This is a genomic window from Enterococcus innesii, from assembly GCF_022846515.1.
In the GTDB taxonomy this organism is placed as follows: domain Bacteria; phylum Bacillota; class Bacilli; order Lactobacillales; family Enterococcaceae; genus Enterococcus_D; species Enterococcus_D innesii.
Window position 1 is genome coordinate 19,403 of sequence record NZ_AP025636.1, and the last position, 26,378, is coordinate 45,780.

Consider the following 26,378-nt stretch of genomic DNA (forward strand, 5'->3'; position numbering starts at 1 on the left):
ATCTTTTAAACGTTTGATATTAGAATTTTTTACCAATCCCTTGGAAGTACGTTGCTAATGAAACAGCTGACATGATCACGATCATCCCAACTGCTACACGAAACCAGATGCTTTTTGCGACGTCTGCTTTTCGATCGGAACTCATGAACATGATGCCAGCTACGATCGTCGTAATAACAGCCACGGGAAACGATAGTCTTTGTAAAGCTGAATAAATCGTTGTTCCTGCCTTGTCTAATTCACTGACCCAATCATTCGTTGGTAGCGTTAGTAGTGCTAGTTGTAGTTTCATTAACATGTTTATTTCCTCCATTTTTCACTTGATTTTTATCTGATACAAGAGTATTGATTTTTGAAAGCACGTAAGACTCGCATTGCTTTTCAATCGTTGATTCTTCCCATTCCTTGTCTTTTCCTTCAAGAATGGCCATTTTTTTATCTCGTAAATGATCATTCGTCCATTCCTTAAAGGTAATACCTTCTTGAGAAAGTAATTCTTTTGCAGCTTCTACAAATGGTGAAGCCGCAGATTTTTTCCCTGCCATATGCTTCTTCCTTCCTAGCTAATTGACTATCTAAAAAAAGAAAAACCCCTCGATTTTTTCGAGTAGGTTCGCTTTTGTCTTGGTTCCATTTCCGGCAATGCTTTTCGTTCTTCGTTGAATTGCCGATTAATTTCTTGGTAAAGCTTTTCTCCTTCCAAGCGGTTTGACTCAAGAGTGGATATCTCCTCTTGCAACATATCTAACAGTTGTACCGTGTTCCGTGTAGGATCAACGACCACGTCTTCTAAGATTATTTCTTGTTCGCCATTGTCAATCACTACTGACAATTTCGTAGGCTCCGTGATTGAACGCTGTAGCTGTTCCATGATCTGTTGTGCTTGAAAGATACCGTGAACCATCTTTGTGTTCAATGCACGGTATTTTCGTGTCAATTTTTTGTTGACGTGCGAAAAATGTACCCGATATTGCCCGGACACACGATCACCCCTTTCACATTCTTATACTTTGCTGCGTCCACCACTGTTCCCATGCAGCTTTTATAACGTCTTGGTAGTCAATGACTACTTTAAGAAGAAGCGCACCCACGACCAAACTGAAAATGAGCCGTAACAATTTGGAAAATACTTTTCCCATATCTTCACCTCACTTGAGAAGGCGCTTGTCCTTCAATTCCTATCTTCACAGAGATATTGTCTGGTAGAAATAAAACTGGATAGGTCGCTTTGATCGTATAAGCCACCGTATCTCCAAACGCAGCCTTTTTCCCTAGTGAAGGACTTTCGACCGTATACCAGCCGTGAAATTGTTTATTTGAGTAATCTTTGAGCTCTGAAACTGCTTCAGCTGTCAGACCACCTTTTCGCTCAATCTGATAATTGACTTGTTGCCGATAAGTAGTGATCGTTTGAAGCTGATAGCCGAAAACGACGACGCTCAAAAAGGCGAGTACAGTCAAACAGTAAAACAACACGCTGAAAACTTCTCCCTGACTATCTTCTACATCCATAATTTATGCTCCTTTCTTTAGAGATAAACATAGACTTTTCCAAGTTGGAAAGGAATGATCGCAATAGAAGCACCAAGAACAAAGACCAAAATCGCTCCTACTAGCTTCATGTATAGACCGGAAAACCGACTAATCTTAAAGTGGATAATTTGTTCAATACCAGCCATCATTTCTTCGCTGGTGATCCTAGAAAGCTGATCGATCACTTGCAAATTCGCTGATCCTTGTGCCAAACGTGCCAAAGTAACCATAAATAACCGGCTGCTGTCTGTTCCAGACATTTGTTTGGCGAACATCTTAAACGGATCGAAACTGCTTGGATTTCGACTCATATCTAACATGAGCCGTTGTAAGATCTTCTTATCGATTTCATGTGGCATCCTTGGAACGATTCGCTCAAAAACAGAGCGAAGATTGATCCCCCCTCTTGTTTGTTTTAATACAGGGACAAGTAGCCGTGAAAATTTCGAAAATTGAATTTGGCGTTCAAATCGAAATTGCTGATACACGATTTTTACTGATTTGATCGTGTTAAGGTAGACCAACACACTGACCACGAAACCGATTGGAATCAGATACAAACTTAATAACAACCCAAGAGCAATAAAAAAAGAAAAGCAGATACCAAAGTTTCGAGCATTCTTTTTTGACCACTTTTCAATATTTTCTTTGGTATTATTCATTTCTAAGAGATCTTCATAAACAAGATCCGGAAGCAAGCGAGAAAAGAATGGTCGATTCTCACTATGTTCTGTAGTTTTGTTTCGAATAACGAGATTCATTTTTTGGTTCGCACCCCCAATTCCGTGACAGAATCATCAAAATACTGTTTGAAAAAGCTATTTAAGATCATACTAAGCGAAGTAAGACAAATGGCTGAACTGACATAGCCGATTGGATGGTGGGCATAGCCGTCCATGTATTGCGCAAAATCACCGTTCATGAAGAAAGAAACCCCATGAAATAGCAAAATAATAGCCCCCATTAAAATAAGGAGTGTCTGCACACCGCTTAACATTTCATTCTTCTTCTTTAGAAACAAATCGACTTTTTCTAACATTTTACTATGGTGTTCTGTTAGATATTGCAACGAATCCGTATTGTTTTTCCCTTCTTGAATAATCGTGTCAAGCTGTTCCAAATACTGACCAAAAATCGCATCATCATGGTACTTTTCAGATAGGTTATTCAATAAATAAGAGACCCTTTCCGGATCAGAACCTACACCAAGAGCGGCATACAAGCTTCGAAGATCTTCAGAAAGTTCTCCTTCTGTTTCATCGATCACATAGGCCAAAGACTGAAGAACAGTTAAATCATTGTCCATCGTCACTTGTGTGAGATTCAAAAGAAATTTGTTTCTGGCCTCCAATGACTGCATCTGATACCTCCGATTCACGACCTTTGGCAAAATAAACCGATAGCCGTAAATGGCACCAATCACTGTACACCCGACAACGACCCACCAAATATACGTCAGAATCAATGAAAAAACGCCTAAGAATACAGCTGGGAGTCCGACAAGTTGAATGATCTCTTTTTGCTTTAATCGCTGCCCGTAAGCACTGTTTAAAGCATGTAATTCTTCAAGATTCACACGGTTCTTAGCTTCCGTCTGAAGTTGATTGATTCGCAAACTCAGCCACCGCCTTTTGAAGAATCTGTTCAAGCTCTTCCGATTTATTAATCTTTTCATTGGTCATTTCAGGAAAATCAAAGGATAAGAAGCGTTCTGCTAGCTTTTCCTTGTACTGATCAGACAACTGACCCGTAGTAACGTAGAACTGACCATTGTTTAATACTTGTTTAAACAAAGTAGTGGCCGTATCTTTTACTGAATACTCTACGATTTCTGACAAATATCGAATTTTTTTGAAAATAAGATTTTCCGAATCGATCTCGATATAAGCAGTTTTGATCTGAAATCCAAAGTCGAAGAAAGTAAGGATATCTTCAGTGACCGCTTCTTCATTAATTTTATACCCCATACTAGACATGGTGACTAACCTTCGAGGATGCGCTCGACAATTCGTTGAGTGAATCGACGTCAATCCTGAATGGTTTGTCCGTGCAGCTTGGATCATTTCATAAGCTTCAGAACCACGTGTCTCTGAGGGAACGATCCATTTAGGGTAATTCCGTAAAGCAGCTTGAACCAGATCTGAAATCGTCACGATATTTCCTGTAACGAGAGAAAAAATATCATGATCTGGCAAAAGTTCCTTGATTCTTGTTTCAGGAACATCCTCAATCATAAAGATACGGTCTTTTTTTGGCACAAATGATAACATCATTTTGATCAATTCCGTTTTCCCAGAACCAGTCTCCCCACCGATCACGCTCATTGATCCAGCCTTCATGATTATTTTTAGAAACTCCAAAACAAAAGATGGCGCAAAATCGACAAACGTTTCTTCGGTCAACGCTAGACCTGGTCGACTTACCCGTAAGGACATCGTTGTTCCAGTTGGACTGATCACTTGATGCATAGCATTTAATCGTAAATTTCCTGATACACTATCCAAGATAGGATCATTTCGAGTAAATGGCTTTCCTACAGCATCCGCGAACTTCTTTACGATTCGAAATACCGTTTTTTCAGGATCGGTCAACTGTAATTGTTCTGCCGTATAAATTCGTAGTTGATCCGCACTTTCGACGGTTAGAAACGTACTGTTCCATCCGATATCCGTGATTGACTCGTCATGCAAAAGTAAACGATCGATAAATTCAAAACCGACGATTTCATTGACGACATAGGCCGCTTTTTTTTGTCCTTCATCATCTTTTCCAAATCGCTGCTCTTCTTGAACTAATTTAGTGAGCTTTTCACGAGAAGCTTTAGACGTGAAGGCACGCATTACTTCATCCGGATAGTGCTCAACTAAATCGTCTCGAATCACTTCGACTCGACTATCTTCAACTAATTTTTCCAAATAATCGTCTCGCTCTTCTTCAGTAACTGACGGTATATGTCGGAATTGATTGGTCGTCACGATATTCCTTACATTTCTTAACACGTCTTTTTCATCTTTAAAAATGGCCTTTTTTTCTCTAATTACAACCATTGATTTACCCTCCTTCCGGCGTACTTAAAATGCATGTGGCTTCGTCAATGGATCCATCGGACTCTACATAGGCACGAATGCCTTTGATTCCTTTGTTATCTGCTTCTTTTAAGTAGTTGAACGTCACTTTTACTGTTTTCTTTGCGTAGAATGGCTGCTTCTTGATCGTCTGTTCGAACTCTTTTTCAAAGCTGACTTGATCCAAATAAAAAGCGCCAGGCTGAATGCGTGCAGAATCATCTTTGTTACTGATTGCAGCTGTTCTTAAAGCTTCAGTAATGTTAAATGCTTCGGTATCTTTCTTGGCATTTCCGATAAAAAACCACGCAATTAGAATCATAAAAAGTGCCCCCACGATCATAACCGTGATCTGTCGCCAATAATGTGTCATTCCTCCCTCTCCTAACCAAGAAAAAGGAGAAGGCAAAGATTGTCTTCTCCAATTATCTTTTAACCATTATTTTGTTGGCAATGTTGAAACGTAAGAAGTGATTTTAGCTAGCATTTGTGTTGTGAAATCAGGGAAAAACTTGAAAACAACACCGCCGACGATTGCAACTAAACCTACTGCAATAGCAACGTTCATCAATGTGTGAGAATGATTTTGAACTGTATCCATGAATGTCACCTCCCTTCAGTAGAAATATAAACCGGATATTAAAGCCGATCGTTATTTGAAAAACAGTTGTTTGATTTCATCAAAAAATTTGGTGCAGACTGCCAAGATCCCAGTAACGAATACCATAACTGCCTGAACAAATTGATTTTGTTGAATCGCTGAGGTCAGCGAACCGGAAACATTGCTGCTTCCAGAACCAAAGTTTAAAAACGAAGAACTGATCTGATTCAAGTAATTGAACGGGATCCCGATCAACTGCTTAAAGAGAAAGAAAAAGACCAGGATCCCTAAACTGCTAAAAACTACTTTTCGCAATAGGTGCCTGGACTGTTTTAATTCCGATCGTACATCAAAAACGGCTGAACCATACATATTGCCCAACTCCTTACTTTCCTCTTAACCACGTGATCTCTGCTTTTGACCATCCTTTTGGCACAGTCGTATCAGGATAAACCGGCGTGAGTAACAATTCATCTTCTTTCTTTGTTTTACTATCAATCGTCGCATACATGTTTGCGTAGACCGAAAGCGTTTGGTTCATCGATACTTGAATAAAGTTACGGCCAATCACATTCGATTGCAGCGTCAGATTGTAGTCCCCTTTTTCTGCCCAAATCGGCAAATAAAACTTTCTTCCCCCATCAAGTAATTTGTTTGGTATTTTTTTTGTTGGATTTTTTACTTGTTCTTGCGTATACAATGCACCCGTCTTCTCCTCTACGCTTATTTGAGGAAACTCAAATTTTGTAGAAGTAATTGCGGCAGTCGTTTGTTTCGCTACTTGATTGACCGTACGATCTAACGGGATTTGAATGTTCCCTTTTGATTCGACATACTGAAGATCTAAATAGGTATCGACTAGCTTCGTTGGAGAAGAAAGCGTAAACGAAAGTAATGGCGTATCTTGGATCTCACTGCTGTAGATCGGTTCTAATGTGATTGGTAGTCCATAGCCCGTTTTTGACGAACGCTGTTCTTCAAAATCAAATTGAAAGGTCTCTTTCTTTTCTACATACGCTTTGGTTTTTCTCGTTGCTTCTGTTTGACTCACTGCGCCATAGGAAAGCTTACCGCTTTTCAGATCCGCATTGGTGAGGACTTTTTCTGAAGCTGTATAGCCGAATGTTGAAAAATCAATCGTATCTGTTTCAGCCTTTACTTTGTCAGGATTTTTCAGTACCTGAAGGGAAAGAGAATACGGGACCTTCTCACCCTTAGTAAAGCCTGCAGTAGGCAAATCAACAACTAGGCTTGAAGCATAAGAACTAAGTGAAATATCTTTTGTTAAGACAGTTTTCTTCTGCTTTTGATCAGTTACAGTCAATCGATAAAGAACGTTTTTCAATTCTTCTTCGTAACTCGCTGACTTTGAAAAAGTGATCGTCGCCTTCAAGTTGTCCGTCAATGACGCTTTGCCAGTCAATATTGAAACTTTCTCAGCATTGATCTCTAAAGACGGTAGATAATACGGGATCTCAAGTACAAGATCTTTGCCAGCAACGACCCCGCTTCTAGTCACTTTTGAGCGGTACCGATTGCCTTTCACGTCGAATAGATCATCCAGCGGCTTATACTCGTACGACTCCCCATCGTATTTGGTCTCAACGACTTGTTTAAGCAGCGCTTTTTCTGTTTCTGTCACATGATTCACTGTCAGCTTGAATGCTGGTAAAGTAGTTGTAACAGCGTTTGAAGAAGCCGTTTTCGTTCCTGTTTTCACACTACCTTGCTTACTGAAGGACAGTGTTGCTTTGTTTTTAGCGGTCAGAACTTCTTGCTTTAGCATCATTTTCGTACGTAGATCATATGATTTTCCATAAAATCCAGAAGTTGTAAGTGCGGTGCTTTTCGCAGTAGCAATCACTTTCCCGTTCGTCAGATCTTTGGTAATTGTAAATTGATCTGTCACATCACTACCTTGCACCAAAACTTGTACCGTAGAAATAGCAACCGTTTCAGCTGGAAACTGGTCTTCTATCACAAAATCAGCTAAGTAACGAGACCCTAGTTTTTCTACCGTACTTGTCGTTAAATCATATTGTAGAAAATCATCGGAAGCAGCTGACCAAGTATTGCTGGTTTTGCCTGTCTCATTCTTGTCTGATACCGTCTTTGAAGCACTTAATTTGTACTGATTGGTGATTGTTAATTTCACCGGCTTTGCTTCAGTCACATCTGCAGTAATGGTAAACGAGTAGTTTTTACTATCTGTTTCAAAACCAACCGCTGCCGTTTTTTCCTTAAAGTAATAGGATCCCAGCGAAAGATCCTTTACTTTCAGTTGGCCATTTGTGTCGGTTTTTAGGTTATCTTGTAAAATGGATCCGTCCGATTTGTATAGTGTAAATACCACACCATCTAACGACTTTTGATCGACGTCTGCGATTTTGGTAAGCTCTACAGCACCTGCGAGTCGCTCGTTTGTCCAGGTCTTCGAAACATTCGTATTTTCCCCTACCGTGATTGAAAACTCCGTTCCGTTTAACTTGTAGCCTGAAGGAGCGGTTATTTCTTTCACTTTGACTACTGACCCAGCCTTTAATCGTTCTCCTAGCTTTGCCTTCCCATCCGTTCCTGATTTTACGTCTGTTGTCTTTCCATCATACGTAAAGCGGAAAGTAGCATTTGCTAGCGGCTTTTTCGTATCTGCATCTACTTTCAAGACATCCACAGTCCCTTTTCGCTTCACATTCACGGTTACGGAAGTTGAAACATAAAAAGAACCAGTGACCAGTTTTTGATACGAACCGTTCGCCCAGACAGTAGTGGGATATTTTTCGTTTGTTTTCGACCCTTTCACCATATTTACAGTGATTTTTGTTGCAGTGGATCCATTTGTATCGACGGTTAATTTATTGCCACTAATTGTCGCTTTTGCCCCACCGCTGACGGATTCTACATAGAGGTTATGATCACCCCAACTTTTTTTCACAGTAAAGGTTGCTTTTTCTCCTTCATAGACCGTCTTAGACGTTGCGTCCCATTGCGGACGTGTGCGGATCTGAACAGCTCGTGTAGTCATTTTGCTTTTCCAGTCAGTCACACCAGCTTTGTGATTTGGGGTAATGGTGATACTTTTTGGTTTTTCATTTGAATTTTCCCAAACAAGAATTTGTGCGGCCATCCAACGTTGCTTCCCAGCGTCGTTATTTGCCCAACCGCCTAATTCACGGTAAGCACTAATAATGGACGTGATCGTTTCTTTTTGAGAAGTACTCAAATAGCTGCTACCGGCATCCGTGTACGTCTTAGCTGCCGTAACCCCTGCTTGTAAACAAAACGCATCTTTCCCATCAATCGTCCGCCGGATCCCACGGTCTTCTGTGTAAGAATAGCCGTTGCTGCGAACGATATACATCAGCCAAGGATAACCTGAAGGCGGATTGATCGTTGTTTCAGAGACTGTTTTTGAAACAGAAGCCAGCAAAGCAACTTTACTTTCTTTTAGCATAGAAGGAACATCATTCAAGTTATTCGTTTGGTTCAGGATCTCTTCAGCATAAAAGAAACGTGTCTGCATCAAGATCTGTTCGGATTCTTTTAAATCTTTGGCTTTTGACAATTCTTCAGCGACTTGATCTTCTTCAATAAATGGAAGATCTTCACTATTGACTGCCGACTGCAGCGATTCAACATCATTTAGATCGATTTCATCAAAGTCTTTGATTTCTTGATCTGCCTGATCCGCTTTTTCCTGACGCTTTTCATCGATCCCTACTTCAACAGCTGTAAAATCTCCTTCAGTTTTTTCAGCGATCTGCGGCGTATCTGAAGAAATCAGCTGTTCTTTGTCTGATTTGTCTGCTACCACATACAGTAAGCCATCAGCACCTTGAACAACGGTTGATGCCTGTTCTTTGTTTAAGGTCTCTTCCGATACTGCAGCCACTTCCTGATCCGTTTTAGCGGTATCTGTTTGTTCTTGTGCCAAAACATAAGGAAAGTTGGCCATAGCAAGAAGAGAAATGATCATCATTGAAAACGAAACGACGAGTTTGTGCTTCTTTTTCATTGGTACCTGTTCACATCCTCTCCTTCAAAATGGATTTTCGAAAAGGACGGTGGCGCTCGATTACGCATTCTTTGTTCCTTGGCCATATAAGATCATAGGCGGTCTCCTTCGTTTAAATAACTTTTTGAGTTCTTTATATTTAGCGTATGCAGCTCTTGTTTTGATATGTGTTTTTCTTGATCAACGATAAATAAAAAGTCACCATTCGTGAAAATATCTTTTCCAGCGGCTTTTTGTTTTGTTTTATCTTTATCGATCAGAACGTCTACGTGATCCGTATTACCGTGTAATACTTGTTTCCCAGCGACCACTTGCACAACGGTCTTATAATTACTTTTCGTGATCAGTGAAACTTCGTCAATTTCAAAAATACTTTGGCGATCGACCAAGCCATTATTAATAATTTCTGCCAGCTTATTCACGCTCAAGCGAATATACTGTAATGCTTCACCGTTTCCTGTAAAACTTAGGGAAACCTCCTTTCCTACGGTTAAATACAAGGTTTTCTTTTCAGCATCCATCTGTTTCTGCCCTCCCTTCACTCATTTTTTATCTATCCTTTATGGACTGCGACAGACGTTTTTCATACGCTTCCTCCTTCTTGAGTATTAAAAAAAGCTTGAGATTCCATTCCCAAGCTTACTCTTCTTATTCTATTAAACAGCTAAACCAAATTAGTTGATTTACTGTCTTGTTTACTTATAATAAATAAGGACATAATAGTTTGTTTGGTCTTTCTAGCGGAAACTAGGAGGACTTTTTTAATTCTTTCAAACAAGGTCAAAACCGATTCCAATCATCTAATGCACGTTGATCTGGCGATAATTCGGCTAATTTTTCATTGTAACTATCAACAAGAATTTTGTGTTTCAAAGCCTTCAAACTATCGATTTTGCTTGATAGTTCTGCCCTTATTATTAGCCTATCCTCGTTCAGATCCATCAACTGTGCGTTGATTCGATGAGTCATTATCTCAATTTCCTGTAGAGTGTGTTTCTTGAAAGAATGATCATAGTAACAATTTTTTAGTAAGGACTCTTGATTTTCTTTTGATAGGTATTGGTCAATATCTTCCAAATTGGACATTTTCCCATATAGATATAGCCCACATAAACATATAGTAAAGGCTACTATCATATAGACAATACTACTCATATTGACCTCCTTTAATTGATTTAACAATATTGATGGATTGTGGAATAACCTCCAGCTAGAATTCAGCCCAATCACTTCCACCAAAAGCATTTTCCGATACTCGACTTTCAATTGTAAAAATCCATCTATCAATTTTGTCTATCTGTCTTTTAACACTGATTTTATCAAGCAGATGAAAAGGATTAACTAACCCTAAATCATTCCAATGATTAGTATGTTTCATCAATTCTTCTACAATCTTTAATCCGTCTTTTTCAGCTAGTTTTAAATTTCTATATTTCTTACTAGGTTTAAAAACTGAAATACTCTTTTCGTTCATATCAATCTTTACTACCCAAAAAACGTTTTTGTCATTTTCAAAATATACAACGTTAGAATCACAGTTGGATCCAAAAAAAGAGACATTGAAATCTTTTTCTATCTCTTTTATCCAGTTAGATTTTTCCATAATTCACCCCCAGTCTAGACCTATATATATACTTTTATAGTTTTCTAAAATTTCATCAAAAAATAGATTGATTTTTTTGAATGGATATTCTAAATCGCTCATTTCTGATATTCTATTTCCATCATTATCAGTAGAAATATTTATCTCAAAAGATTTGCACATTTCGATCTTAAAGCTTTCCTTTGCTTGTTTAATTGATTCTATCGAACAAATTCCGTCATAATCTTCAACATTTAAATCAATACCCGCCACTTTAATAGGAGGCAATATATTGAGCATTTCAGTTAATATATCAATATTTGGGTCAGAGTAGAACGCATGAAAATTAGCGATACATTCAGAATCTTTCTCAAATCTATTTTTTTTCACTCAAGTTATAAGCTTGCATATCAAATCCCATTTCTATTTCTCCTTTCCTTTTCTAATTGGTAGTCTCTTCCATTAGCCAACTTCAATATTGCCCTTCATGACCAGCCGTCCATCACTTTTTTAAGGTCAACGGTTAGAAAAAGGAGTTGAAGTAGCATTGATCGCAGCGAACGTGAAAGTGAATATGAAGATAAATACCGCAACCTTCAGCAATCCCATACTAACTTTAAACATCATCTTCAAGAAAAACTTTCCAACTGCCAATAACTTATTTGTCTTCGTCATAACTTCCACTCCCTTTTTTAAAATTTATTATTAACCAATTAAACATCTTTTGTTTACCAGATTCGAAAATAGAACAAAATAAAAGTCGCAGATTTTTACAACCGGAGAAATCTAACTCCTATGAAGGCCGGATATTCGCTCGCACACTTGCGGTCTTGGCAAATCCTTCAATGTTTTTGGCTCACCAGTTCATTGTATTCCTGGTTACTCTAAACCCCTTAGTAGCCATGCTGTTTAGTTTAGAGGGGCGTTCTAATACCCAATTCATTTATTCAATTAGTTCTCGATACTCGTTCGTTATCAACTCATATCAAGAGATTTTGCTAGAAACTAGCAAACAAAAGATGTTTAATTACTTTTTGTTCCAATTCTTTTATGCTCTTTTGCGCTCCTGGTACCAATAATTTTGAATCATTTCTTCGTATTCCTTTTCTTCTATCGCAGTTATCAAGGCATACACTTCTAACGCTCGTTCCGCTCGATGATTCCGGACTTTGAAATATTTGTTTTCCCGTGTCGTTATCAGACGACCATTTGAATTTAACCGTTGAGCAATGACTCTTTCCTTTTGATCAAAAAGAAGTTTGATTTGTGGAAAGATCGTTTCCGTTTTGGCAGCCCCGAAAAATATTTTTTTTGGTTTCCCTTTTTCAAAAAGAGTCGTATAGCGATAGGCGTTTTCCCCTTCAATCATCCAATGCTGCGTGTTAAATAGTTGTACCGTTGTTTTGATTCTTGCTAGATCTTTAACGTATACTGCTAACCCTTTTGTCATTGTCATTCCTCATTTCCTAGATCATACTTACATAAAAGCAAACAAAAAGGAGGTAAATTCACGAGAACATGAATTTACCTCCTAAGAATCGCAGTCTCTTCAACGAAAATAACAGATGGCGTCAAAAATGATGATTTGGCCTATCATTCACCTAGATCAACTGTAGAAGAAACTAAAGATCAAACATACATTTTTCAATAATACATTGAATCAGAAGTTTCTTTCTACAATCATTATCTGTTATAATTACATCGTTGTAGAGAAGCTACGACGCAAAGGAGCTCAATCCGTTCAGGTGGTATCAGCACTTGATTGGAAACCGAGGTTTATCAATGACTCCTGCATGAGTTGGCGCTCTTGCAGTGACGAGATTTACTTCGGGGGCTCCTTTTTGTTTGGCTTCGTACAAGTATGTCAAACAAAAATATTGTTTTATTTTTATGTGTAAAACATAGCATATCAAAAATTATTTTGCAATTACTTTTCTAAACTAATTATATCATTTATTTACCATTTCGCCAATGATTACTTTTATAAAACCTTTAAAATCAATGGCAGAGGTGATTTAAATGCAACTATCTGAAGATCAATATGATCAAATTATTCAAAATATTGCTAAGAAACTCAAACAAGCTAGAAAAGAGCGAAAGTTAACTGTTTTAGAGCTATCTTCAAGATCTGGTGTGGCAGATAACCATATTAGTTTTATAGAGAACGGGAAAAGAACCAAAGTCAGCTTAAAAGTTTATTTGAAAATTTGTGCCGGCTTAAATATTTCACCTAAAGAATTGTTAGAAGACATTGATCAATTCCCACCATTTGACGATTAAAAAAATATTCTAGCGTGTACCAATTTGTACATCTCGTGTTTGAACACTAGTCGAACCAGTTAATAAAAATAGGATTAAGTCTAAACTCATGCTGTTTTCCTCCGATACTTTAATTGTGTAAATTTACAAGTCAAATACTACCACTTGATAAAATATTTACAACAAGAAAGTTGATAATTGCTAAATTGGCAATTTCTTATGGAGGTTTAATGAGCTGTGGATGAGAAGTCTATCATTTTAGTGGAAATAATTGAAGATTTAAGAAAAAGTCGTGGAATATCCCAAAAAGAATTAGTAAATACTATTCTTAGTGAAAGCTCGTATGCAAGAATAAAAAAAGGCGAAAGAGAATTTCCGCTATATATGCTTATTCCTTTAGCAAAAAAATTGAATGCTAGGATTGAAGATATCTTGGATCTCTATTATCGAAGTGAAAATCATGAATACAAAAATCTTTTCAAGCGATACAATATCGTCACTGATACACATGATATAGCTGAAGCAATTATCCTATACGAAGACCTGATAAAAAATCAAAAAAACAGTCTAATGCTAAGCAGAATGCGATTGTTGCTAGAAAAGTATTTTGCAAAAGATACAAGACAAATACCTAAAATAGATATTCTTGAAGTCCAGGCATTGATGAATCAAATCTTAGTCACAAATCATCTGACTTCTTACGATCTTCAATTCTTCGCAGATTTTATGACTCTGCTATCAATGGATCAGCTTCAGATTGTCAGTCAAAAATTGATAGACGTCGACTTCAATGTTATGGACTCATTTAATCATTTCTACAAAAAGTATTATCCAATCTGCTTAGGAAACCTATCCGATTGCTTAATGGATTTAGGTTATTTTGAAGAAGCCAAGCAGCCTTTAAATAAATTAATAGCTACAGCAGACCATGTTGACTCCATTGAACTGAAAATTTGGGCCCAATACTTAGAGAATGTTCTAGCCATCTACACCGAAAATCAAAACAATGAAAAACAAAATAAGCTAAACAAATTGAATCAAATTGTTACTAATTGGCGCAACTTATTACCCTCAAGTCGTTTGGTAGAAGGGCTACATGGCGGTTTCCAACGTCTATCTGACAGAAACGGTGATCGTCCAAACAATATTCATATTCCACCTGTATACATTTTAAAACCATAAGAAAAATCCTAGTATTCTTTGCTGGGCTTTTTTTATATATTTAAAACTGAAGTTTCCTATTTTCCCAAATCATCAATACAAAAAAGAAGAGATAATATTCATCTCTTCTCGAAAAACTATCTTGCTTTAGTTGTAGCAACTACTTTGTTATTTACAATTCTTCTACAACTTCCTGCATCAACTTTTGCTAAAGCCTTCTTCTCCAAATCCTTTGATGAATATTTCTTATTTACAATCGATCTACCAACATTATTATTGAAAAGATCCATCTGCTTTTCATTAGCTGGTTGATTTTTATTTTCCTCGTGAGCATCTGCCCATCTTTTCGCATTTGTTTTACCGTTAGAAGGATTGAAACTTGATCCATATCCAGCTAACATCGTTGCCATCTCAGCATTCCAATAAGTATGTCTAAAAGCATCTCCGTTTCCATTATGCAACCCGTTTTTATATAGTGCATTTGTCCTTTTTGTAGCCAAACTAGAAGCAGTATACACTTGTGCTGCTTGCGCAGGATATGATTTGACAAGTTTTTTCTCCGCACTATTCAAATTCTCGTAGGCAGATGGCAGGTATCTTGCTGTTACCCTATAGCTTTTTGACTCATATATCTCATTGTATAGCTTAATCATATATAAGTTTTGATCATCTTCAGATAGATCTTTAAATTCTTCATCTGAGCTCGAAATTTCATAAGCTTTAACAAAATCATCAATTGTTAAACTATCTATTACTTCATCGCTTAGACTCTCATTTGAAATTTGTTCTGCTCCTGATTCATCTGTTGCAATATCATCTGCATAAGCATGGATACTACTTGATACTGAAATACCAAAGAATAAAACTAACGTTAAAAATATTTTTTTCATTTTAGTTCTCCTTATTTTTGGAAAATCAATTGTTTTTCTGTTTTGTTTATACCATCATCATAGTTGCAATCTAATACTATTTTACCCGTTGATTCGTCATAACTAGCTACTTTTACCAATAAAGAAAAGTTTTTAGTATTGCTATCAACATAACCAGTAACTGTTTGCTCTTCTCCATAAATGGTAACTGAAATAGAACTCTCACCACTTATACTAGCTTCCTCTATTGATTTATTCGTAGACTTTATCGAATTACTTTCATAAAGAACTTCTGAATCATTCAGATAATTTCTTGCTATTGTAATAGGAACTTCTATTGCACCTTTATTATTTTCAATAAAAATGCCTGTTTTATCATTATTTTTCAGGAAAAATAGTGTACCAAGTACTACCAAAACTGTGCAAGATAAAACAATCGTCAATACTTTCCTTTTTGATTTTTTCATATCTTTCAGTAAATTCGAGAAATGAATCTACTGTTCCCCCTTTCTAACTCAAGTATATTTTAGTAACAGGATATTGTAAATATTTATTTTATCGATATTTTAAACATATACAAGATATAATCTTATTTAAATTATACACTATTGCTGTTTTAAATAACCCTTACAAAAATGTAATAACATCACCTTTCACAAATAAATACAGATACTTGAACATTCCCAAAATAGTAAACTGACAAAAACATTTATTAAGTTACATATCCTATATCACTTAACGAACACGTAAAATTACTAAAATACAACGAATAATGATAGATATAACTAATTAATTTGTTCTTTTTCTTTTTTGGGATTGATACTCTTTAAGAACTTCTCCTCCAATATCAATAAATGACGATAAACATCATCCATCGACAAGCCTGAAGAAAGACTAAGACAATATAAAAAATCACAAGGTAATGTTTTTACTGCACGGTTTCTTGTTACCCAACTTGCTACAGTACTCTGCTTATATCCATGTAATTCACAAAATTGCTCTACTGTCATCCCTAGCCTCGAAATAATAAAAACATTGATCGGGTAGGGATATACAAAGGTATTGATACTCATAGTCAGAAAGACCTCCCAGCATATTATTACGTTTGCGATAATAGTACTACTATTTCTTAAGACCAGCAAGCAAGGAGAGCAGAAAAAAGAAAGAACGTATCATAGATATAATGTAAAAGGCAATTTGCACCTTTTAATTTCAACCTGTATCGATCATGAACAAATCTGTTTGCACACCGATCCTATTGGGTTCTAGCAATCGTTTCAGTGCTGTCTGGATAAACGTGTATTCTCTTCCAAAAGCTTCTGAGATCGCAGAGAAATAAGCCTTCTGGCTTTCTTTTTTTAGCCGGATAACGGAGCGCATCAATCCATGTATCGAAGCTAGCATAATACCTCCATTACGACCAGCACGGACACGAAAATGAATTTTGTTCTCTGCTCTCAACTGTTTCAGTACTTTGTCCAGGGAACGTTTTGGGATTTTTAAACTTTCAGTTAAATCTTTTTTTGTAGAAATAATATATGGTTTTTCTTCATAGGATTGCTCATTCAAATAAGACAGTAGATCTTCTGCCCATTCATGAGTGTGTGAATATTTACGTACTGCTCGCTCTTTCTTAAACTTCCACCAACCACGTTTTTTGTTGAATAGCTGCTCTTCAGAAAGATTGGCATCGACCCACTCTTGGCATAATAGGACAACTTTTTCTCTATGCGCTGCTTGATATTTGCCGGAATAAGCGGAACGAATGATTCTGGTCAATTCTCGATCAGATAAAGGGTTAGCCAAACGATCATTGAATTCTAACATGGTCAATTCACATGCTTCTACTTCGTATCCTGACGAAAAGTATGCCAAAGACAAGGTGAATATGACATTATTTCGACCATATACGCCCTTTTCACCTTGTATTTTTTGACTATTTAGCAATAGCTGGAACCAGGGTTCATCCACTTGACGAAATTCTTGAGTAGATGGCAATACAAAAACGTTCTTGATCTCCGCTTTTTTGTCCGCATCTTCTCTCATTGACCAGTCGATCCATTCTTCGAAACTATAACGATACTGTGGTTCAAAGAATAAAACATTCTCTTCAGAAGGCATTCGTGTGATCCCAAAATGATTCGCATTCACATCGACTGGAAAACGGTATTCGTTTGCTAACTTGTTGCGTAGGTTATTTGAAATCATTTTAGCTACATTGATCACTTTGAAATTTGATTTCTTCGTCACGTATGCAGGCTTGTCTAATACATAGAAAGCTTGAAAACCATGCGGTGTACGTAGAATCATTGTCGGCATAAAGCCAATCTCGTGACTGGCCAAGATAATTTCTCCGTAGTCAAAGTTAGGATCCAATGTGTCAAAATCAACAAAAAATGTATTGATTTGACGTAAATTATCCTCAGAATGCCCCTTTGTAAACATTCTGCCTTCATCCGCGTAGGTTCCGTAGCGAAAAACGTTTGGAGTCCAATGACTAAACCCATTGTTATTCTCAATAATTCCCTCTTCAGACGTGATAACTAGGCCAATCCCTTCAACCATATGCTCTTTCGAACGATACGCAAAAATAGCCCCTTTCCCCGACTGATCACTAAAAGAGACCGGTTTAAGGCGGCTATTTTTATATTTGAATGTACGAATACCGTTTTGTAAGATCGTTGAATAAACTGTATCTAGCTCTATTGTCATTCCTACTAATCCTTCCTAAACAAAAAGAGAACATTAACAATCGTTCGATTTGTGTTCTCTCAATGGCTCAGAAAGTCAAAAAATTTCGTTAGATTACATGACAAAATAAGCATATATATATTGAGTTGCCCGTAAAAAAATGGTAAAATAAACCTACAAGTTCGGATTACCAGTCCGAATAGATTTATTTAAATCACATAAGTGGTTAACCAGCCACTTACATAATCCTGAGACGAGCGAGAACACATAGTGTCTTATGTGATTCAGAAGAATAGGTGAGGTCCAATTCACTTATTTTTCCGTCTCTCTTTTTTTGTTTTAATTTTCATACTAAGAATATCCGAAAACGCCACTTAATTCAAGCACTATTTTCCCCAAGATCAATTACATACTACCTTAAATATAGTTTCCCTATCGTTATTTACTACTATAATTAAAGATTAACTACTACATTTATTAAATCAATTCTTTTAATATGTACTACTAAAATTGTTAATTATCTACTACTCTTTTGGATTGAATTTCGTATTATATACTACCTTATAATTCTATTATCTACTACCTTATAATTAAAAAATTTTAAGGTAGTAGATAATATGCTTTTATTCAAGTAGTAGATATTACTATCTAACTAAACACATTAGCTCCGTAAAAAAAAAAAACGCAATTATTATGTACTACCTTAAATGATTTAGTGCTCTCTTTATTTTCTATTCTTTAAAAATTATTTACTACCTTAACTATTGGTTATCTACTACTCTTATTTTAAATACCTACTACCTTATCAGATAGTTATATACTACCTTTTTTCTCCGTAAATACCAATATGTACTACCCAAATTAAAAGTTATCTACTACCCTATTAAACTTTTAATTACTACCCAACTAATTGTAATCTCAATTGAAACAATTCGCTTTTTTTATGTACTACCTTAAAGAAGTAAACCTTACTCGATCCTAAGCTTGCTGAAATAATCTAGCGGCCTAACTAACATATGTTCTAAATTAAGTTCGCCTCTGCAAGTGACATGTGATCCAACTAATGTCTTATTAATGGTAGTAACTAAATGAGTAGTCTTTTTATCCTATTATATACTACCATTCATTTTAGTAGTATATAAATATTGTTTTTAAAGTAGTAATTATTTTATACTATCAAAAACGTTACTATATTAGCTTTTTTTCAGGTAGTATATAATTAAAATTCAATAGTAATATTTATGGTAGTATGTTACTATTATTGAAAAGGTAGTAGCCAATAAAAGGAGTGAGTTAACTTGTCAAAGAAATTTGTGATAGGAAATTTCAAAGGTGGAGTAGGGAAGAGTACGTGTGCACAAATGTTAGGTTTCGAAGCAGCTGTTGCAAAAAATAAAAAAACTCTAATCGTTGATCTGGATATGCAAGGGAATACCTCTGACGTAATGAGCTTAACCCATATGAACTTTTCTTTAGAAGAGGGTGGGGGAGACGGCAAACCTCTTGATTACGAAAATACAATAACTGATGTATTGATTGGAAGAGAACCGATTGATTTAAATCTTGAAACCGATGGGGAAGTTGACTGGAATAAGGTAGTAGATAATGATACTCGTGTAGATCCGAAAGATGCTATATATAAGGTAGTAGATAATTTATATATCTTACCTGCAGATATGAGCTTTGAACTTTATGATGATTGGATCAAAGACCAATTCTCAGATTCTGCTGATAAACTTGTCTATATGCAAAAGCGTTTAGGACCTCTGCTTGAAGAATTTGACATTGTGTACCTAGACGTTCCACCATCCATTTCGATTTATAGCAAATCTGCAATGTATCTAGCAGATTATGCGATCGTTGTTCTTCAAACACAGGTTAAATCCATGCGAAATGCCATGCAATACTTAGAATATATGGATTTCTTTGTTGAAGGATTTGACACTTCATTGAAGGTTGCTGGTGTGATTCCATTTATGTTAGAAAGTGGGGACGCAGTCGATCAAGAAATGTATGCCCAAGCACAACAAATTTATGGTGATCATTTGCTCAAAAATGTTGTACTAAAAAATGCACGTCTAAAGCGATATGATGGATCTGGAATAACAATGGAGTTAACTAAGGCTGGGAAATTAAAGCAATGGGATAGACGTTGCCATCATCTATTTATCAATATCTATGAAGAGCTGCTTGAACATGAAGATTGGTATGAGTAGGAGGTTCTTTAAATGGCTGACATAAAAGATTTAGGTATTTTTAGAAGCAACAAAGGGTTAGATAAAATTAGGGCAGGGAATTCAGCTAGGAAAAATAGCAAGAAACCTCAAACCACGTCTCCATCTAATGATATAGATACCACAAATACACAGAAAGATACCGTTAATATTAAAGAAGTGATCCACGAATCTCCGACACCTTCTTTTGAAGATATCGGACAGAAGGTCATTAAAACTAAGAAAAAATCCAGTTCATCCAAGAAAGTAAAAGGGGTAGGGGCTCCTATAAGAAAATTTGATCGATCATTTTCAGCACAAATGCCTTTGAAACTTTCGCCTATTCTAAACGCTACTTCTAGAGTAATGGTTGAAAAATATGAAACAAATCTTACTAGAGACGAGCTGCTACGAAAAGCTCTCGATGAATACATCAAGCAGCATTTGACCCAAGAAGATAAACAAGACCTTTTCAATAATGTTATGAGGGAAATTGAAATGTTCAGAGAGAAGAAACCCACTATCCCTGAAACAAATGTAGACGGAATTGTGATTCGTACAGTAAATGAAATAGAAGAAGAAACACAGATGATTTTGCGAAATAATTGGGGAATGAACTATAAACTTTAAAAGGCTACTACCATAATTCCATTTATGGTAGTAGCTTTTTAATAAAATTCAATACGCATTAAGGTAGTATATAATAATATATATTATAGAAAAATTTTCACCTCCAGTTTATATATTACGAAACGATTTAAAATATGGTTGGAAAGGCTTTTGTTATATCATTATTATATACTACCTCTACTTAAAAACTATTTACTAAATAAAGGTAGTACATAACAAACTTTATCTAAATACAACTAATGTTTGAGAAAGCATATTTTCTATAAAAATTGTTGACTTTTTATTCATGTAGTTAAACTAGATCTAGATCAAAAGAGAGAAATTGTCCCTGGAGTTGAAGGATTCAAAAAGGGCAGTTAATGATCAATGCACATTCTGAAACGGTGGAAGAGAAGAAGACCTTCTCTAAGACTTTCAAAGAAACTCGCTGTATTTTTCCAATGACAGCTTTCTACGAGTGGGACTCAGATAAGCAAAAATAATTTTTACTGATCATTGATTCACTCAAGTTGGTACTTTTTTGCTCTATCTGTTCCATAATATACAAAGTAACTCTTTAAAATAATTTATAATGATAACTTTAATTTCATCAAGGTTAAGCAAGTATTTATTTTTTGAAAGTATATCCCAATCAATTTTTAAAAGATTCTCATATTTTTTAAGGTAGTTGTATTATAAGGTTTATTTGAAATTTTTATATTATTCTTGGATAAAATAATTATAACTCTTTCTAGAATATCCTTTTTTTTTGCTTGTAAAAAAAAAAAAAAGGAAAAAATTCTGCTTGCATTCATTATACTAAATTTCGTAACACAAGGGCGTGCACTGCGCGATACGTTTAATTTTTTTAAGATAGGAGGGATAAAGTGAAACGGTTTTTAACAACTTTACTTGTTTTTCTACTAACATCAGGTCCGTGTTTTTCATATGCAATGGTAGTGGCACAAGCCGAAAGTGTTACAAAAACAAGTGAAGAACAAGGTGCGTCTTCTTCTGACCCTGTCGTTTCATCAATCGACAGTCTGGAGGAGACGAAGGAAACGGAAGTGCAAGCATCTAGCGAACCTACTTCGACAGATTCGTCTACAGTATCCACTGGCACATCTTCAACTGAAACAGAAGCTTCATCGGAAGCTGCAGAAGAAGTACAGGTGACCTTTCTGACAGACACGGAGCATGTATTTGCTACCGGAGAAACTCGCATCCAGATCAGCAAAAATAAAGGGGAAGCATTAAAAGAAAGTGATCTACCGGCTTTTGAAGATGATAGGAATTTTGAAGGATGGGCGTTAGACGGTACGGTCTATTCAAGTCAAGCGCTGACCGAATTGATCCTCACGGAGAATCAAACTGTGACTGCTGTGTTTAAAACTGCTGTCAAAGCAAGGGCGGCAGATGTCTCGTTGGCAGAACAATCGATCAAAGAAATCATTGCTGAAGCCGATAAAACGAAAGTGATCGCTGTACCAAGTCCAGCTGGAGATGATTCAGCATATGCGGAATACACCAATAGTGCTGAAGGGATTCGTCAAGCGTTGTTTGATATGTATCAAAACGGCAATGGTCAAGAATTTACTTTGTATGTTGGCTCTGGCTCAGCTTTACTGAATTTGCCAACGAATCTGACTTCAAAAACGATTCCAGATACAGTGGATAATACCAACATGACTTTTTATGCACTACAAGGAAAAGTCAGCCGCTTGATCATCACAGGCCATAGTGATGATCCCATCACAGATGCAACAACGTTGACTTCTGGAAGTCGCACGGTTGCACTTGGCACGGAAATCTACTTCGGTTCTGATGTAGTGATTCGAAACCTCAACTATACGGGTACGAGAATGTACATGAATGGGCATAGTCTTTCATTAAACGGTGGTTCCACCGGAGGCGGACTTGCTATTTATGGGGGAAGCAACAATGGCGACCTTTCTGGAAATCCGACGATCATTGTAAATGCGACAGGTTCAGGAACTTGGAACATCTATGGTGGGAATCAAAGCGGTGGTACATTGACTGGGAATACAGCGATTGTCGTAAATAATACGGTGGGCGGCATCAGTACGATTGCTGGAGGTGCCAATATCGGTACGATTGATGGGAATACCAACGTTACCATCAATCGGCTAAATGGTACACTGGCCGATTATTATGGGGGCGGTGTCGGAACCACTACTTCAAATACAGCCAATGTTACCGGTAATGTCGCAACAGTCTTTCAAACAACGAACACCAATTTCCGTTTAGGAACCTATTATGGCGGTGTTCAATACGGGAACATTGGTGGAACAGTCCACAATACTCTCACAGGAGTGGGTGGTTGGACCGGCACAGAATTGAATTATTATGGTGGTTCCAGAGAAGGAAATATTGGACAGACACGAGAGCAGACAGCGATTACGAACCAAGTAGACACTAGCGCCTATTCTACAGGAGCAGCCTATTTTATTGGTGCCAATCGAACCAATGGAACGATTACTGGGAGTATTGAAAATACGATTAAAGCAGGTGACTACAATCAGGGGTCATTCAATCGTGTCGATGGTGGAGCAGGAATGGACGTGAGTGTTACCAGTCTGCAAACTGGATCCGATAGTGTGTATGACGCGATGACACCGGCTGATCGCCGATCTTATGCTGAAACCACTGCTCGCTTTAAAGTATACGGCGATATTACGACGAAAATCCTAGAAGGCTGTGTCAGTTATGGAGGAGACAACTTATCCTATACGCGGGCAGCTGGGTATGGTGGATTTATTGACGGTAACACAACTGTCGAGGTCGGCGTACTAAATGATTCTCGCACGGTCGGCGGACCTGGATTCGTCTACAATTATGGGGGACGATCTTATAAAGATGGTATTGCCTATTCAAATAGCTTGAATTCACGAGCAAATGGTGTCGGAACGTTTGATATCGTAGGCGGAGGCGGTACCAATGGTGTGCAAGCAACCAACCTTTATATTTATGGGGATACAAAAACAGTCTTAAACAATGTAGTCGCTCGTTGGACCTATGGTGGTGGTTTTTCAGGAATCATCGAGGGAAACACGGCAAACATCTTGAATGGCGGGATCGTTGATACGTTGGAAGGTGCAGGTTATACCGGTAAACGTATATTCGGTAATTCACATGCTGAAGTAAATTACGGTCAAGTCGACTGGTTTCTTAGTGGCGGCGGTTGGGGTGATGCCAAAATTACAGGGGACGTTTCAGTCACTGTTCATGATGGTATCATCAATGCCTCAATGGGTGCCTCGTATGGGTATTTTTCAGGACACACGATCAATGGAAATTCTGATAATCGAATTTACGGCGGAGATTTTTCTGGAACACCTCAGACAGGTCCAAGTGCTTTTTCTGGGGGAATCACGAATGCAGGTTCGCTGCTAGGGGATGCACAATTAACAATCGACCTAAGGGATTATGAAGGGGAATTTAAGCTTCCTTCAGGAACGAATATCTCAGGCGGTAATCCGTTCAACAGTACCAACATCGTGGGAACGGACAGTTCCAATACGATTACATTGAACATTTATACAAAACCGGGATCAGATGCATTGAACGGGGCAACGATCTATGGCGATGGTGGATCAACGGCCGCCAACACAAGAAGCGGTAAAATCAATATTAATATACAAGCAGAAGGATCAAGTATCGGTAACTTGTATACAACAAATTATTCAAACATTTCTTCAAATCGAATTTTAAGAGATGTCGAGATGCGGGTTCAAGGAGCCAAGAGTATCAATGGGATTTCAGGCGGAAATGCGTCAGATGACTTTACGAACACGATCGTAGCCAACAGCAGCAATCAAGTGAAGATGAACTTTGGTGAAAATGTCGATGGGACAGCTTCTTATCAAACTGATCCGATCGCTGTGACGGGTCTGGGGATCGTCAACTTTACCGAATTGAACGTGACAAACGGCATCAAGCTAATGGCCAATGGGGGAGACATCAAAAATGGCCGTTCAGCTACTGCTGCCAATCACGCAACGACCTATCATCAGTTCGGCGATATCCATCTTTCTAAAAATGCCGGTATCGGTATTTCTTCCGCAACGAATTTGATTTCAGGCGCGAAGTTAACGGTGGAAGACGAAGGGACGATCGAATCGCCGCCGGGAACGGGGCGAATCAATCTCTCAGATTTCGCAACACCAGATACGGATAAAGATCACTTAACGTGGCTGAAAACGACGACCAATGATGCAGGCTCTCGAGTCAATAGTCAAGGAACGTGGTTTGGTGCGGTTAGTGCTTACCAAGTGTTGACCATAAATCCAACTGCTGCTAATGCGGCAGCGATCACCCCAATAAATTTCAGTGGGATCGAAAAAGCGACTGGGAAAACCTTCATTGGGGACAACGATGTCACCAATGCAGCCAACGGGTACGGTATTGCGATACCAGGTTCGATCATTAACTACGAAGTTGAAACACCGGGAGTCGCGAACGGGATCGGGGCTATTAGTCACAATGTAACGGCAGTCAAAGAGAACAATACACCGCTGACCTTGCAAGCCTGGGGGACGGAGCAAGCAGGGACACAAGTGCAAAAAGGGCGTTTGTTGATTCCTTATACGGTAACGGAATTGCCAACATTGACGTTTACACCAGAAACCCAAACGTCCGGTTCATGGTTATATGCCGGTCAAATCAAATCCAGCAAGCTAGATAGCACGGATCAGCAGTTGACGGAACAACCAGATTCAGAACCAGTTGATTGGACGAGTCCTGATGGGGAGTATAGTTACGATATCAGTGTCCGCTACTCAAATAAGGCGGAAGTTCAAGCCCGCAATGTGATCCTTACAGAACAAGAGGCACAATCGCTGACCAAAGAACAAGCCGTGACATATCTCGAAGCCAGCGGGCGTCCTTTCTTTAAGGACACGCTGACAGAAGAGGTCTTAGCTGCAATTCAAGAACCGTTAGAAACAGCGGTCTATCGCAAACAAGCGATCACTTTCTCGGTAGGTGAAAACGATCAGAATCAGGCAGAAACCACCGTTAATTTGGTGGTGGTCAAAAATGAGAGTGTCATTTCTGACGACCGGCAATTTGCCGTCTATGCAAAAGATGTCCGTTTGACCTTACCGGAAGCAACGGCGCTGACCGATGAAGCAGCTCTGGCAGACTATACCCAAGCAACCACGATTTTTGCAGATAATCGCGAAAATGTACCACCGACTGTCGATCCGCAAGCTTTTACCGCGATCCAACAAGCAACGGAAGATGAGTTGTTGAAAAATGTGTCAACGGCTTACCATTATGAAGCAGGCAGTCAACGGGCAGAAAAAGTCGTCAACGTCGCAGTTGCCGGCGAGCTTGTTTTAAGCAGTGTGCCGACAGCCTTTGATTTTGGGCAGCAAAAAGTTGCCACAGAAACACAAGATTATTGGCCAACGATCACAGGAGAACTAGCGGTGAAAGATACGAGAGGATCCGAACGAAGTCCATGGCGCTTGACGGTCAAAGAGCAACAGCCATTAACGGATGGAACAGATCAATTAACCGATGTCTTCCGCTTTGTGAAAAACGGTCAAGAACAGATGATAACTAGTGGGGAAATGATCATCGAGGAAGCGGAATTGACAGAAAATGGCACTTACGTCGTGAATCAGCACTGGGGCGAAAGTGAAAATGAAGGCATCAAACTTACCGTTCCAGTCGAACAGCAAAAAGTTGGGGACTATCAAGGAACCTTGAGCTGGCAGCTGGTTTCGGCACCTGGCAACCCATAAAGGCAGGAATAC

Annotated in this window: 25 protein-coding genes and 1 pseudogene; 6 read left to right on the forward strand and 20 right to left on the reverse strand. The window is 38.0% G+C overall.

Going from position 1 to position 26,378, the window contains the following annotated elements; all coding sequences use genetic code 11:
* Nucleotides 1–19: 19 nt before the first annotated feature.
* The 16 genes from ENLAB_RS16515 to ENLAB_RS16590 all read right to left on the reverse strand — a co-directional run bounded on the left by ENLAB_RS16515 (nucleotide 20) and on the right by ENLAB_RS16590 (nucleotide 12,243).
* Nucleotides 20–298, reverse strand: coding sequence for a TrbC/VirB2 family protein (locus tag ENLAB_RS16515; protein ID WP_010749184.1), 279 nt, complete (start codon nucleotides 296–298; stop codon nucleotides 20–22).
* Nucleotides 252–545, reverse strand: a complete 294-nt coding sequence (locus ENLAB_RS16520; protein WP_142960378.1) for a DUF5415 family protein — start codon at nucleotides 543–545, stop codon at nucleotides 252–254. Before ENLAB_RS16520 ends, ENLAB_RS16515 begins: the two co-directional genes overlap by 47 nt.
* A 26-nt stretch (nucleotides 546–571) precedes the next feature.
* Entirely contained in the window at nucleotides 572–982 is a 411-nt protein-coding gene (locus tag ENLAB_RS16525; RefSeq protein ID WP_010749182.1) for a hypothetical protein, read from the reverse strand.
* Nucleotides 983–1,143: 161 nt separating this feature from the next.
* Nucleotides 1,144–1,512 carry a hypothetical protein gene (locus tag ENLAB_RS16530; protein WP_244353521.1) on the reverse strand — a complete coding sequence of 123 codons (369 nt, stop codon included), beginning with the start codon at nucleotides 1,510–1,512 and terminating at the stop codon, nucleotides 1,144–1,146.
* A 17-nt stretch (nucleotides 1,513–1,529) separates the two neighbouring features.
* The gene (locus ENLAB_RS16535) at nucleotides 1,530–2,294 is read right to left on the reverse strand and encodes a hypothetical protein (protein ID WP_010749180.1); all 765 of its coding nucleotides are present in this window, start codon (nucleotides 2,292–2,294) and stop codon (nucleotides 1,530–1,532) included.
* Complete coding sequence (locus ENLAB_RS16540; RefSeq protein WP_244353522.1) at nucleotides 2,291–3,148, reverse strand: type II secretion system F family protein; 858 nt, start codon at nucleotides 3,146–3,148, stop codon at nucleotides 2,291–2,293. The genes ENLAB_RS16535 and ENLAB_RS16540 overlap by 4 nt, the downstream gene beginning before the upstream one ends.
* Nucleotides 3,117–4,580: a CpaF/VirB11 family protein gene (locus ENLAB_RS16545; protein WP_159161558.1), complete on the reverse strand. Its 1,464-nt coding sequence runs from the start codon at nucleotides 4,578–4,580 to the stop codon at nucleotides 3,117–3,119. Before ENLAB_RS16545 ends, ENLAB_RS16540 begins: the two co-directional genes overlap by 32 nt.
* A 4-nt stretch (nucleotides 4,581–4,584) precedes the next feature.
* Nucleotides 4,585–4,971, reverse strand: a complete 387-nt coding sequence (locus tag ENLAB_RS16550) for a pXO2-26 family protein (protein ID WP_244353523.1) — start codon at nucleotides 4,969–4,971, stop codon at nucleotides 4,585–4,587.
* A 66-nt stretch (nucleotides 4,972–5,037) separates the two neighbouring features.
* Nucleotides 5,038–5,199, reverse strand: coding sequence for a hypothetical protein (locus ENLAB_RS16555; protein ID WP_016612359.1), 162 nt, complete (start codon nucleotides 5,197–5,199; stop codon nucleotides 5,038–5,040).
* A 51-nt stretch (nucleotides 5,200–5,250) separates the two neighbouring features.
* Nucleotides 5,251–5,571, reverse strand: a complete 321-nt coding sequence (locus ENLAB_RS16560) for a hypothetical protein (protein ID WP_148844165.1) — start codon at nucleotides 5,569–5,571, stop codon at nucleotides 5,251–5,253.
* Between the two features lie 13 nt (nucleotides 5,572–5,584).
* The gene (locus ENLAB_RS16565; protein WP_244353525.1) at nucleotides 5,585–9,211 is read right to left on the reverse strand and encodes an MSCRAMM family protein; all 3,627 of its coding nucleotides are present in this window, start codon (nucleotides 9,209–9,211) and stop codon (nucleotides 5,585–5,587) included.
* A 92-nt stretch (nucleotides 9,212–9,303) separates the two neighbouring features.
* Nucleotides 9,304–9,732, reverse strand: a complete 429-nt coding sequence (locus tag ENLAB_RS16570; RefSeq protein ID WP_244353527.1) for a hypothetical protein — start codon at nucleotides 9,730–9,732, stop codon at nucleotides 9,304–9,306.
* A 259-nt stretch (nucleotides 9,733–9,991) separates the two neighbouring features.
* Nucleotides 9,992–10,366: a hypothetical protein gene (locus ENLAB_RS16575; RefSeq protein WP_244353529.1), complete on the reverse strand. Its 375-nt coding sequence runs from the start codon at nucleotides 10,364–10,366 to the stop codon at nucleotides 9,992–9,994.
* A gap of 55 nt (nucleotides 10,367–10,421) precedes the next feature.
* Nucleotides 10,422–10,814, reverse strand: coding sequence for a hypothetical protein (locus ENLAB_RS16580; RefSeq protein ID WP_244353531.1), 393 nt, complete (start codon nucleotides 10,812–10,814; stop codon nucleotides 10,422–10,424).
* A gap of 3 nt (nucleotides 10,815–10,817) precedes the next feature.
* A complete protein-coding gene (locus tag ENLAB_RS16585) occupies nucleotides 10,818–11,183 on the reverse strand; it encodes a hypothetical protein (RefSeq protein ID WP_244353532.1) in 366 nt (121 codons plus the stop codon).
* Between the two features lie 658 nt (nucleotides 11,184–11,841).
* Nucleotides 11,842–12,243 carry a hypothetical protein gene (locus ENLAB_RS16590; protein WP_054115557.1) on the reverse strand — a complete coding sequence of 134 codons (402 nt, stop codon included), beginning with the start codon at nucleotides 12,241–12,243 and terminating at the stop codon, nucleotides 11,842–11,844.
* A gap of 569 nt (nucleotides 12,244–12,812) precedes the next feature.
* Between ENLAB_RS16590 and ENLAB_RS16595 the strand changes: the two genes are divergently transcribed.
* Together ENLAB_RS16595 and ENLAB_RS16600 are read left to right on the forward strand one after the other, a co-directional pair.
* Nucleotides 12,813–13,073: a helix-turn-helix domain-containing protein gene (locus tag ENLAB_RS16595; protein WP_142960387.1), complete on the forward strand. Its 261-nt coding sequence runs from the start codon at nucleotides 12,813–12,815 to the stop codon at nucleotides 13,071–13,073.
* A 216-nt stretch (nucleotides 13,074–13,289) separates the two neighbouring features.
* Nucleotides 13,290–14,234 (forward strand): helix-turn-helix domain-containing protein, encoded by a 945-nt coding sequence (locus tag ENLAB_RS16600; protein WP_244353533.1) that lies wholly within the window; start codon nucleotides 13,290–13,292, stop codon nucleotides 14,232–14,234.
* 116 nt (nucleotides 14,235–14,350) lie between these two features.
* On the opposite strand, the gene ENLAB_RS16605 is transcribed toward ENLAB_RS16600, so the two are convergent.
* The 4 genes from ENLAB_RS16605 to ENLAB_RS16620 form a co-directional block, all read right to left on the reverse strand.
* Nucleotides 14,351–15,103 carry a DUF6973 domain-containing protein gene (locus tag ENLAB_RS16605; protein ID WP_244353534.1) on the reverse strand — a complete coding sequence of 251 codons (753 nt, stop codon included), beginning with the start codon at nucleotides 15,101–15,103 and terminating at the stop codon, nucleotides 14,351–14,353.
* Between the two features lie 11 nt (nucleotides 15,104–15,114).
* A complete protein-coding gene (locus tag ENLAB_RS16610) occupies nucleotides 15,115–15,525 on the reverse strand; it encodes a hypothetical protein (protein ID WP_244353535.1) in 411 nt (136 codons plus the stop codon).
* Nucleotides 15,526–15,867: 342 nt separating this feature from the next.
* Entirely contained in the window at nucleotides 15,868–16,155 is a 288-nt protein-coding gene (locus ENLAB_RS16615; protein ID WP_244353536.1) for a type III secretion system protein PrgN, read from the reverse strand.
* Between the two features lie 139 nt (nucleotides 16,156–16,294).
* Complete coding sequence (locus tag ENLAB_RS16620) at nucleotides 16,295–17,794, reverse strand: primase C-terminal domain-containing protein (RefSeq protein WP_244353537.1); 1,500 nt, start codon at nucleotides 17,792–17,794, stop codon at nucleotides 16,295–16,297.
* A 1,277-nt stretch (nucleotides 17,795–19,071) separates the two neighbouring features.
* Between ENLAB_RS16620 and ENLAB_RS16625 the strand changes: the two genes are divergently transcribed.
* The 4 genes and pseudogenes from ENLAB_RS16625 to ENLAB_RS16640 all read left to right on the forward strand — a co-directional run bounded on the left by ENLAB_RS16625 (nucleotide 19,072) and on the right by ENLAB_RS16640 (nucleotide 26,366).
* Nucleotides 19,072–19,989, forward strand: a complete 918-nt coding sequence (locus ENLAB_RS16625; RefSeq protein ID WP_244353539.1) for a ParA family protein — start codon at nucleotides 19,072–19,074, stop codon at nucleotides 19,987–19,989.
* A gap of 12 nt (nucleotides 19,990–20,001) precedes the next feature.
* Nucleotides 20,002–20,616, forward strand: a complete 615-nt coding sequence (locus ENLAB_RS16630; protein WP_244353540.1) for a hypothetical protein — start codon at nucleotides 20,002–20,004, stop codon at nucleotides 20,614–20,616.
* A gap of 285 nt (nucleotides 20,617–20,901) precedes the next feature.
* Nucleotides 20,902–21,095, forward strand: a pseudogene (locus ENLAB_RS16635) (SOS response-associated peptidase family protein); the annotation flags it as partial.
* Nucleotides 21,096–21,482: 387 nt separating this feature from the next.
* Nucleotides 21,483–26,366 carry a WxL domain-containing protein gene (locus ENLAB_RS16640; protein ID WP_244353541.1) on the forward strand — a complete coding sequence of 1,628 codons (4,884 nt, stop codon included), beginning with the start codon at nucleotides 21,483–21,485 and terminating at the stop codon, nucleotides 26,364–26,366.
* Nucleotides 26,367–26,378 lie beyond the last annotated feature (12 nt).

What these genes read in the sequence shown, in the direction of transcription:
- ENLAB_RS16515 (WP_010749184.1), bottom strand. Translation starts at nt 298, where the DNA reads ATGTTAATGAAACTACAACTAGCACTACTAACGCTACCAACGAATGAT.
- ENLAB_RS16520 (WP_142960378.1), bottom strand. Translation starts at nt 545, where the DNA reads ATGGCAGGGAAAAAATCTGCGGCTTCACCATTTGTAGAAGCTGCAAAA.
- ENLAB_RS16530 (WP_244353521.1), bottom strand. Translation starts at nt 1,512, where the DNA reads ATGGATGTAGAAGATAGTCAGGGAGAAGTTTTCAGCGTGTTGTTTTAC.
- ENLAB_RS16535 (WP_010749180.1), bottom strand. Translation starts at nt 2,294, where the DNA reads ATGAATCTCGTTATTCGAAACAAAACTACAGAACATAGTGAGAATCGA.
- ENLAB_RS16545 (WP_159161558.1), bottom strand. Translation starts at nt 4,580, where the DNA reads ATGGTTGTAATTAGAGAAAAAAAGGCCATTTTTAAAGATGAAAAAGAC.
- ENLAB_RS16550 (WP_244353523.1), bottom strand. Translation starts at nt 4,971, where the DNA reads ATGACACATTATTGGCGACAGATCACGGTTATGATCGTGGGGGCACTT.
- ENLAB_RS16555 (WP_016612359.1), bottom strand. Translation starts at nt 5,199, where the DNA reads ATGGATACAGTTCAAAATCATTCTCACACATTGATGAACGTTGCTATT.
- ENLAB_RS16560 (WP_148844165.1), bottom strand. Translation starts at nt 5,571, where the DNA reads ATGTATGGTTCAGCCGTTTTTGATGTACGATCGGAATTAAAACAGTCC.
- ENLAB_RS16565 (WP_244353525.1), bottom strand. Translation starts at nt 9,211, where the DNA reads ATGAAAAAGAAGCACAAACTCGTCGTTTCGTTTTCAATGATGATCATT.
- ENLAB_RS16570 (WP_244353527.1), bottom strand. Translation starts at nt 9,732, where the DNA reads ATGGATGCTGAAAAGAAAACCTTGTATTTAACCGTAGGAAAGGAGGTT.
- ENLAB_RS16575 (WP_244353529.1), bottom strand. Translation starts at nt 10,366, where the DNA reads ATGAGTAGTATTGTCTATATGATAGTAGCCTTTACTATATGTTTATGT.
- ENLAB_RS16580 (WP_244353531.1), bottom strand. Translation starts at nt 10,814, where the DNA reads ATGGAAAAATCTAACTGGATAAAAGAGATAGAAAAAGATTTCAATGTC.
- ENLAB_RS16590 (WP_054115557.1), bottom strand. Translation starts at nt 12,243, where the DNA reads ATGACAAAAGGGTTAGCAGTATACGTTAAAGATCTAGCAAGAATCAAA.
- ENLAB_RS16595 (WP_142960387.1), top strand. Translation starts at nt 12,813, where the DNA reads ATGCAACTATCTGAAGATCAATATGATCAAATTATTCAAAATATTGCT.
- ENLAB_RS16605 (WP_244353534.1), bottom strand. Translation starts at nt 15,103, where the DNA reads ATGAAAAAAATATTTTTAACGTTAGTTTTATTCTTTGGTATTTCAGTA.
- ENLAB_RS16615 (WP_244353536.1), bottom strand. Translation starts at nt 16,155, where the DNA reads ATGAGTATCAATACCTTTGTATATCCCTACCCGATCAATGTTTTTATT.
- ENLAB_RS16620 (WP_244353537.1), bottom strand. Translation starts at nt 17,794, where the DNA reads ATGACAATAGAGCTAGATACAGTTTATTCAACGATCTTACAAAACGGT.
- ENLAB_RS16630 (WP_244353540.1), top strand. Translation starts at nt 20,002, where the DNA reads ATGGCTGACATAAAAGATTTAGGTATTTTTAGAAGCAACAAAGGGTTA.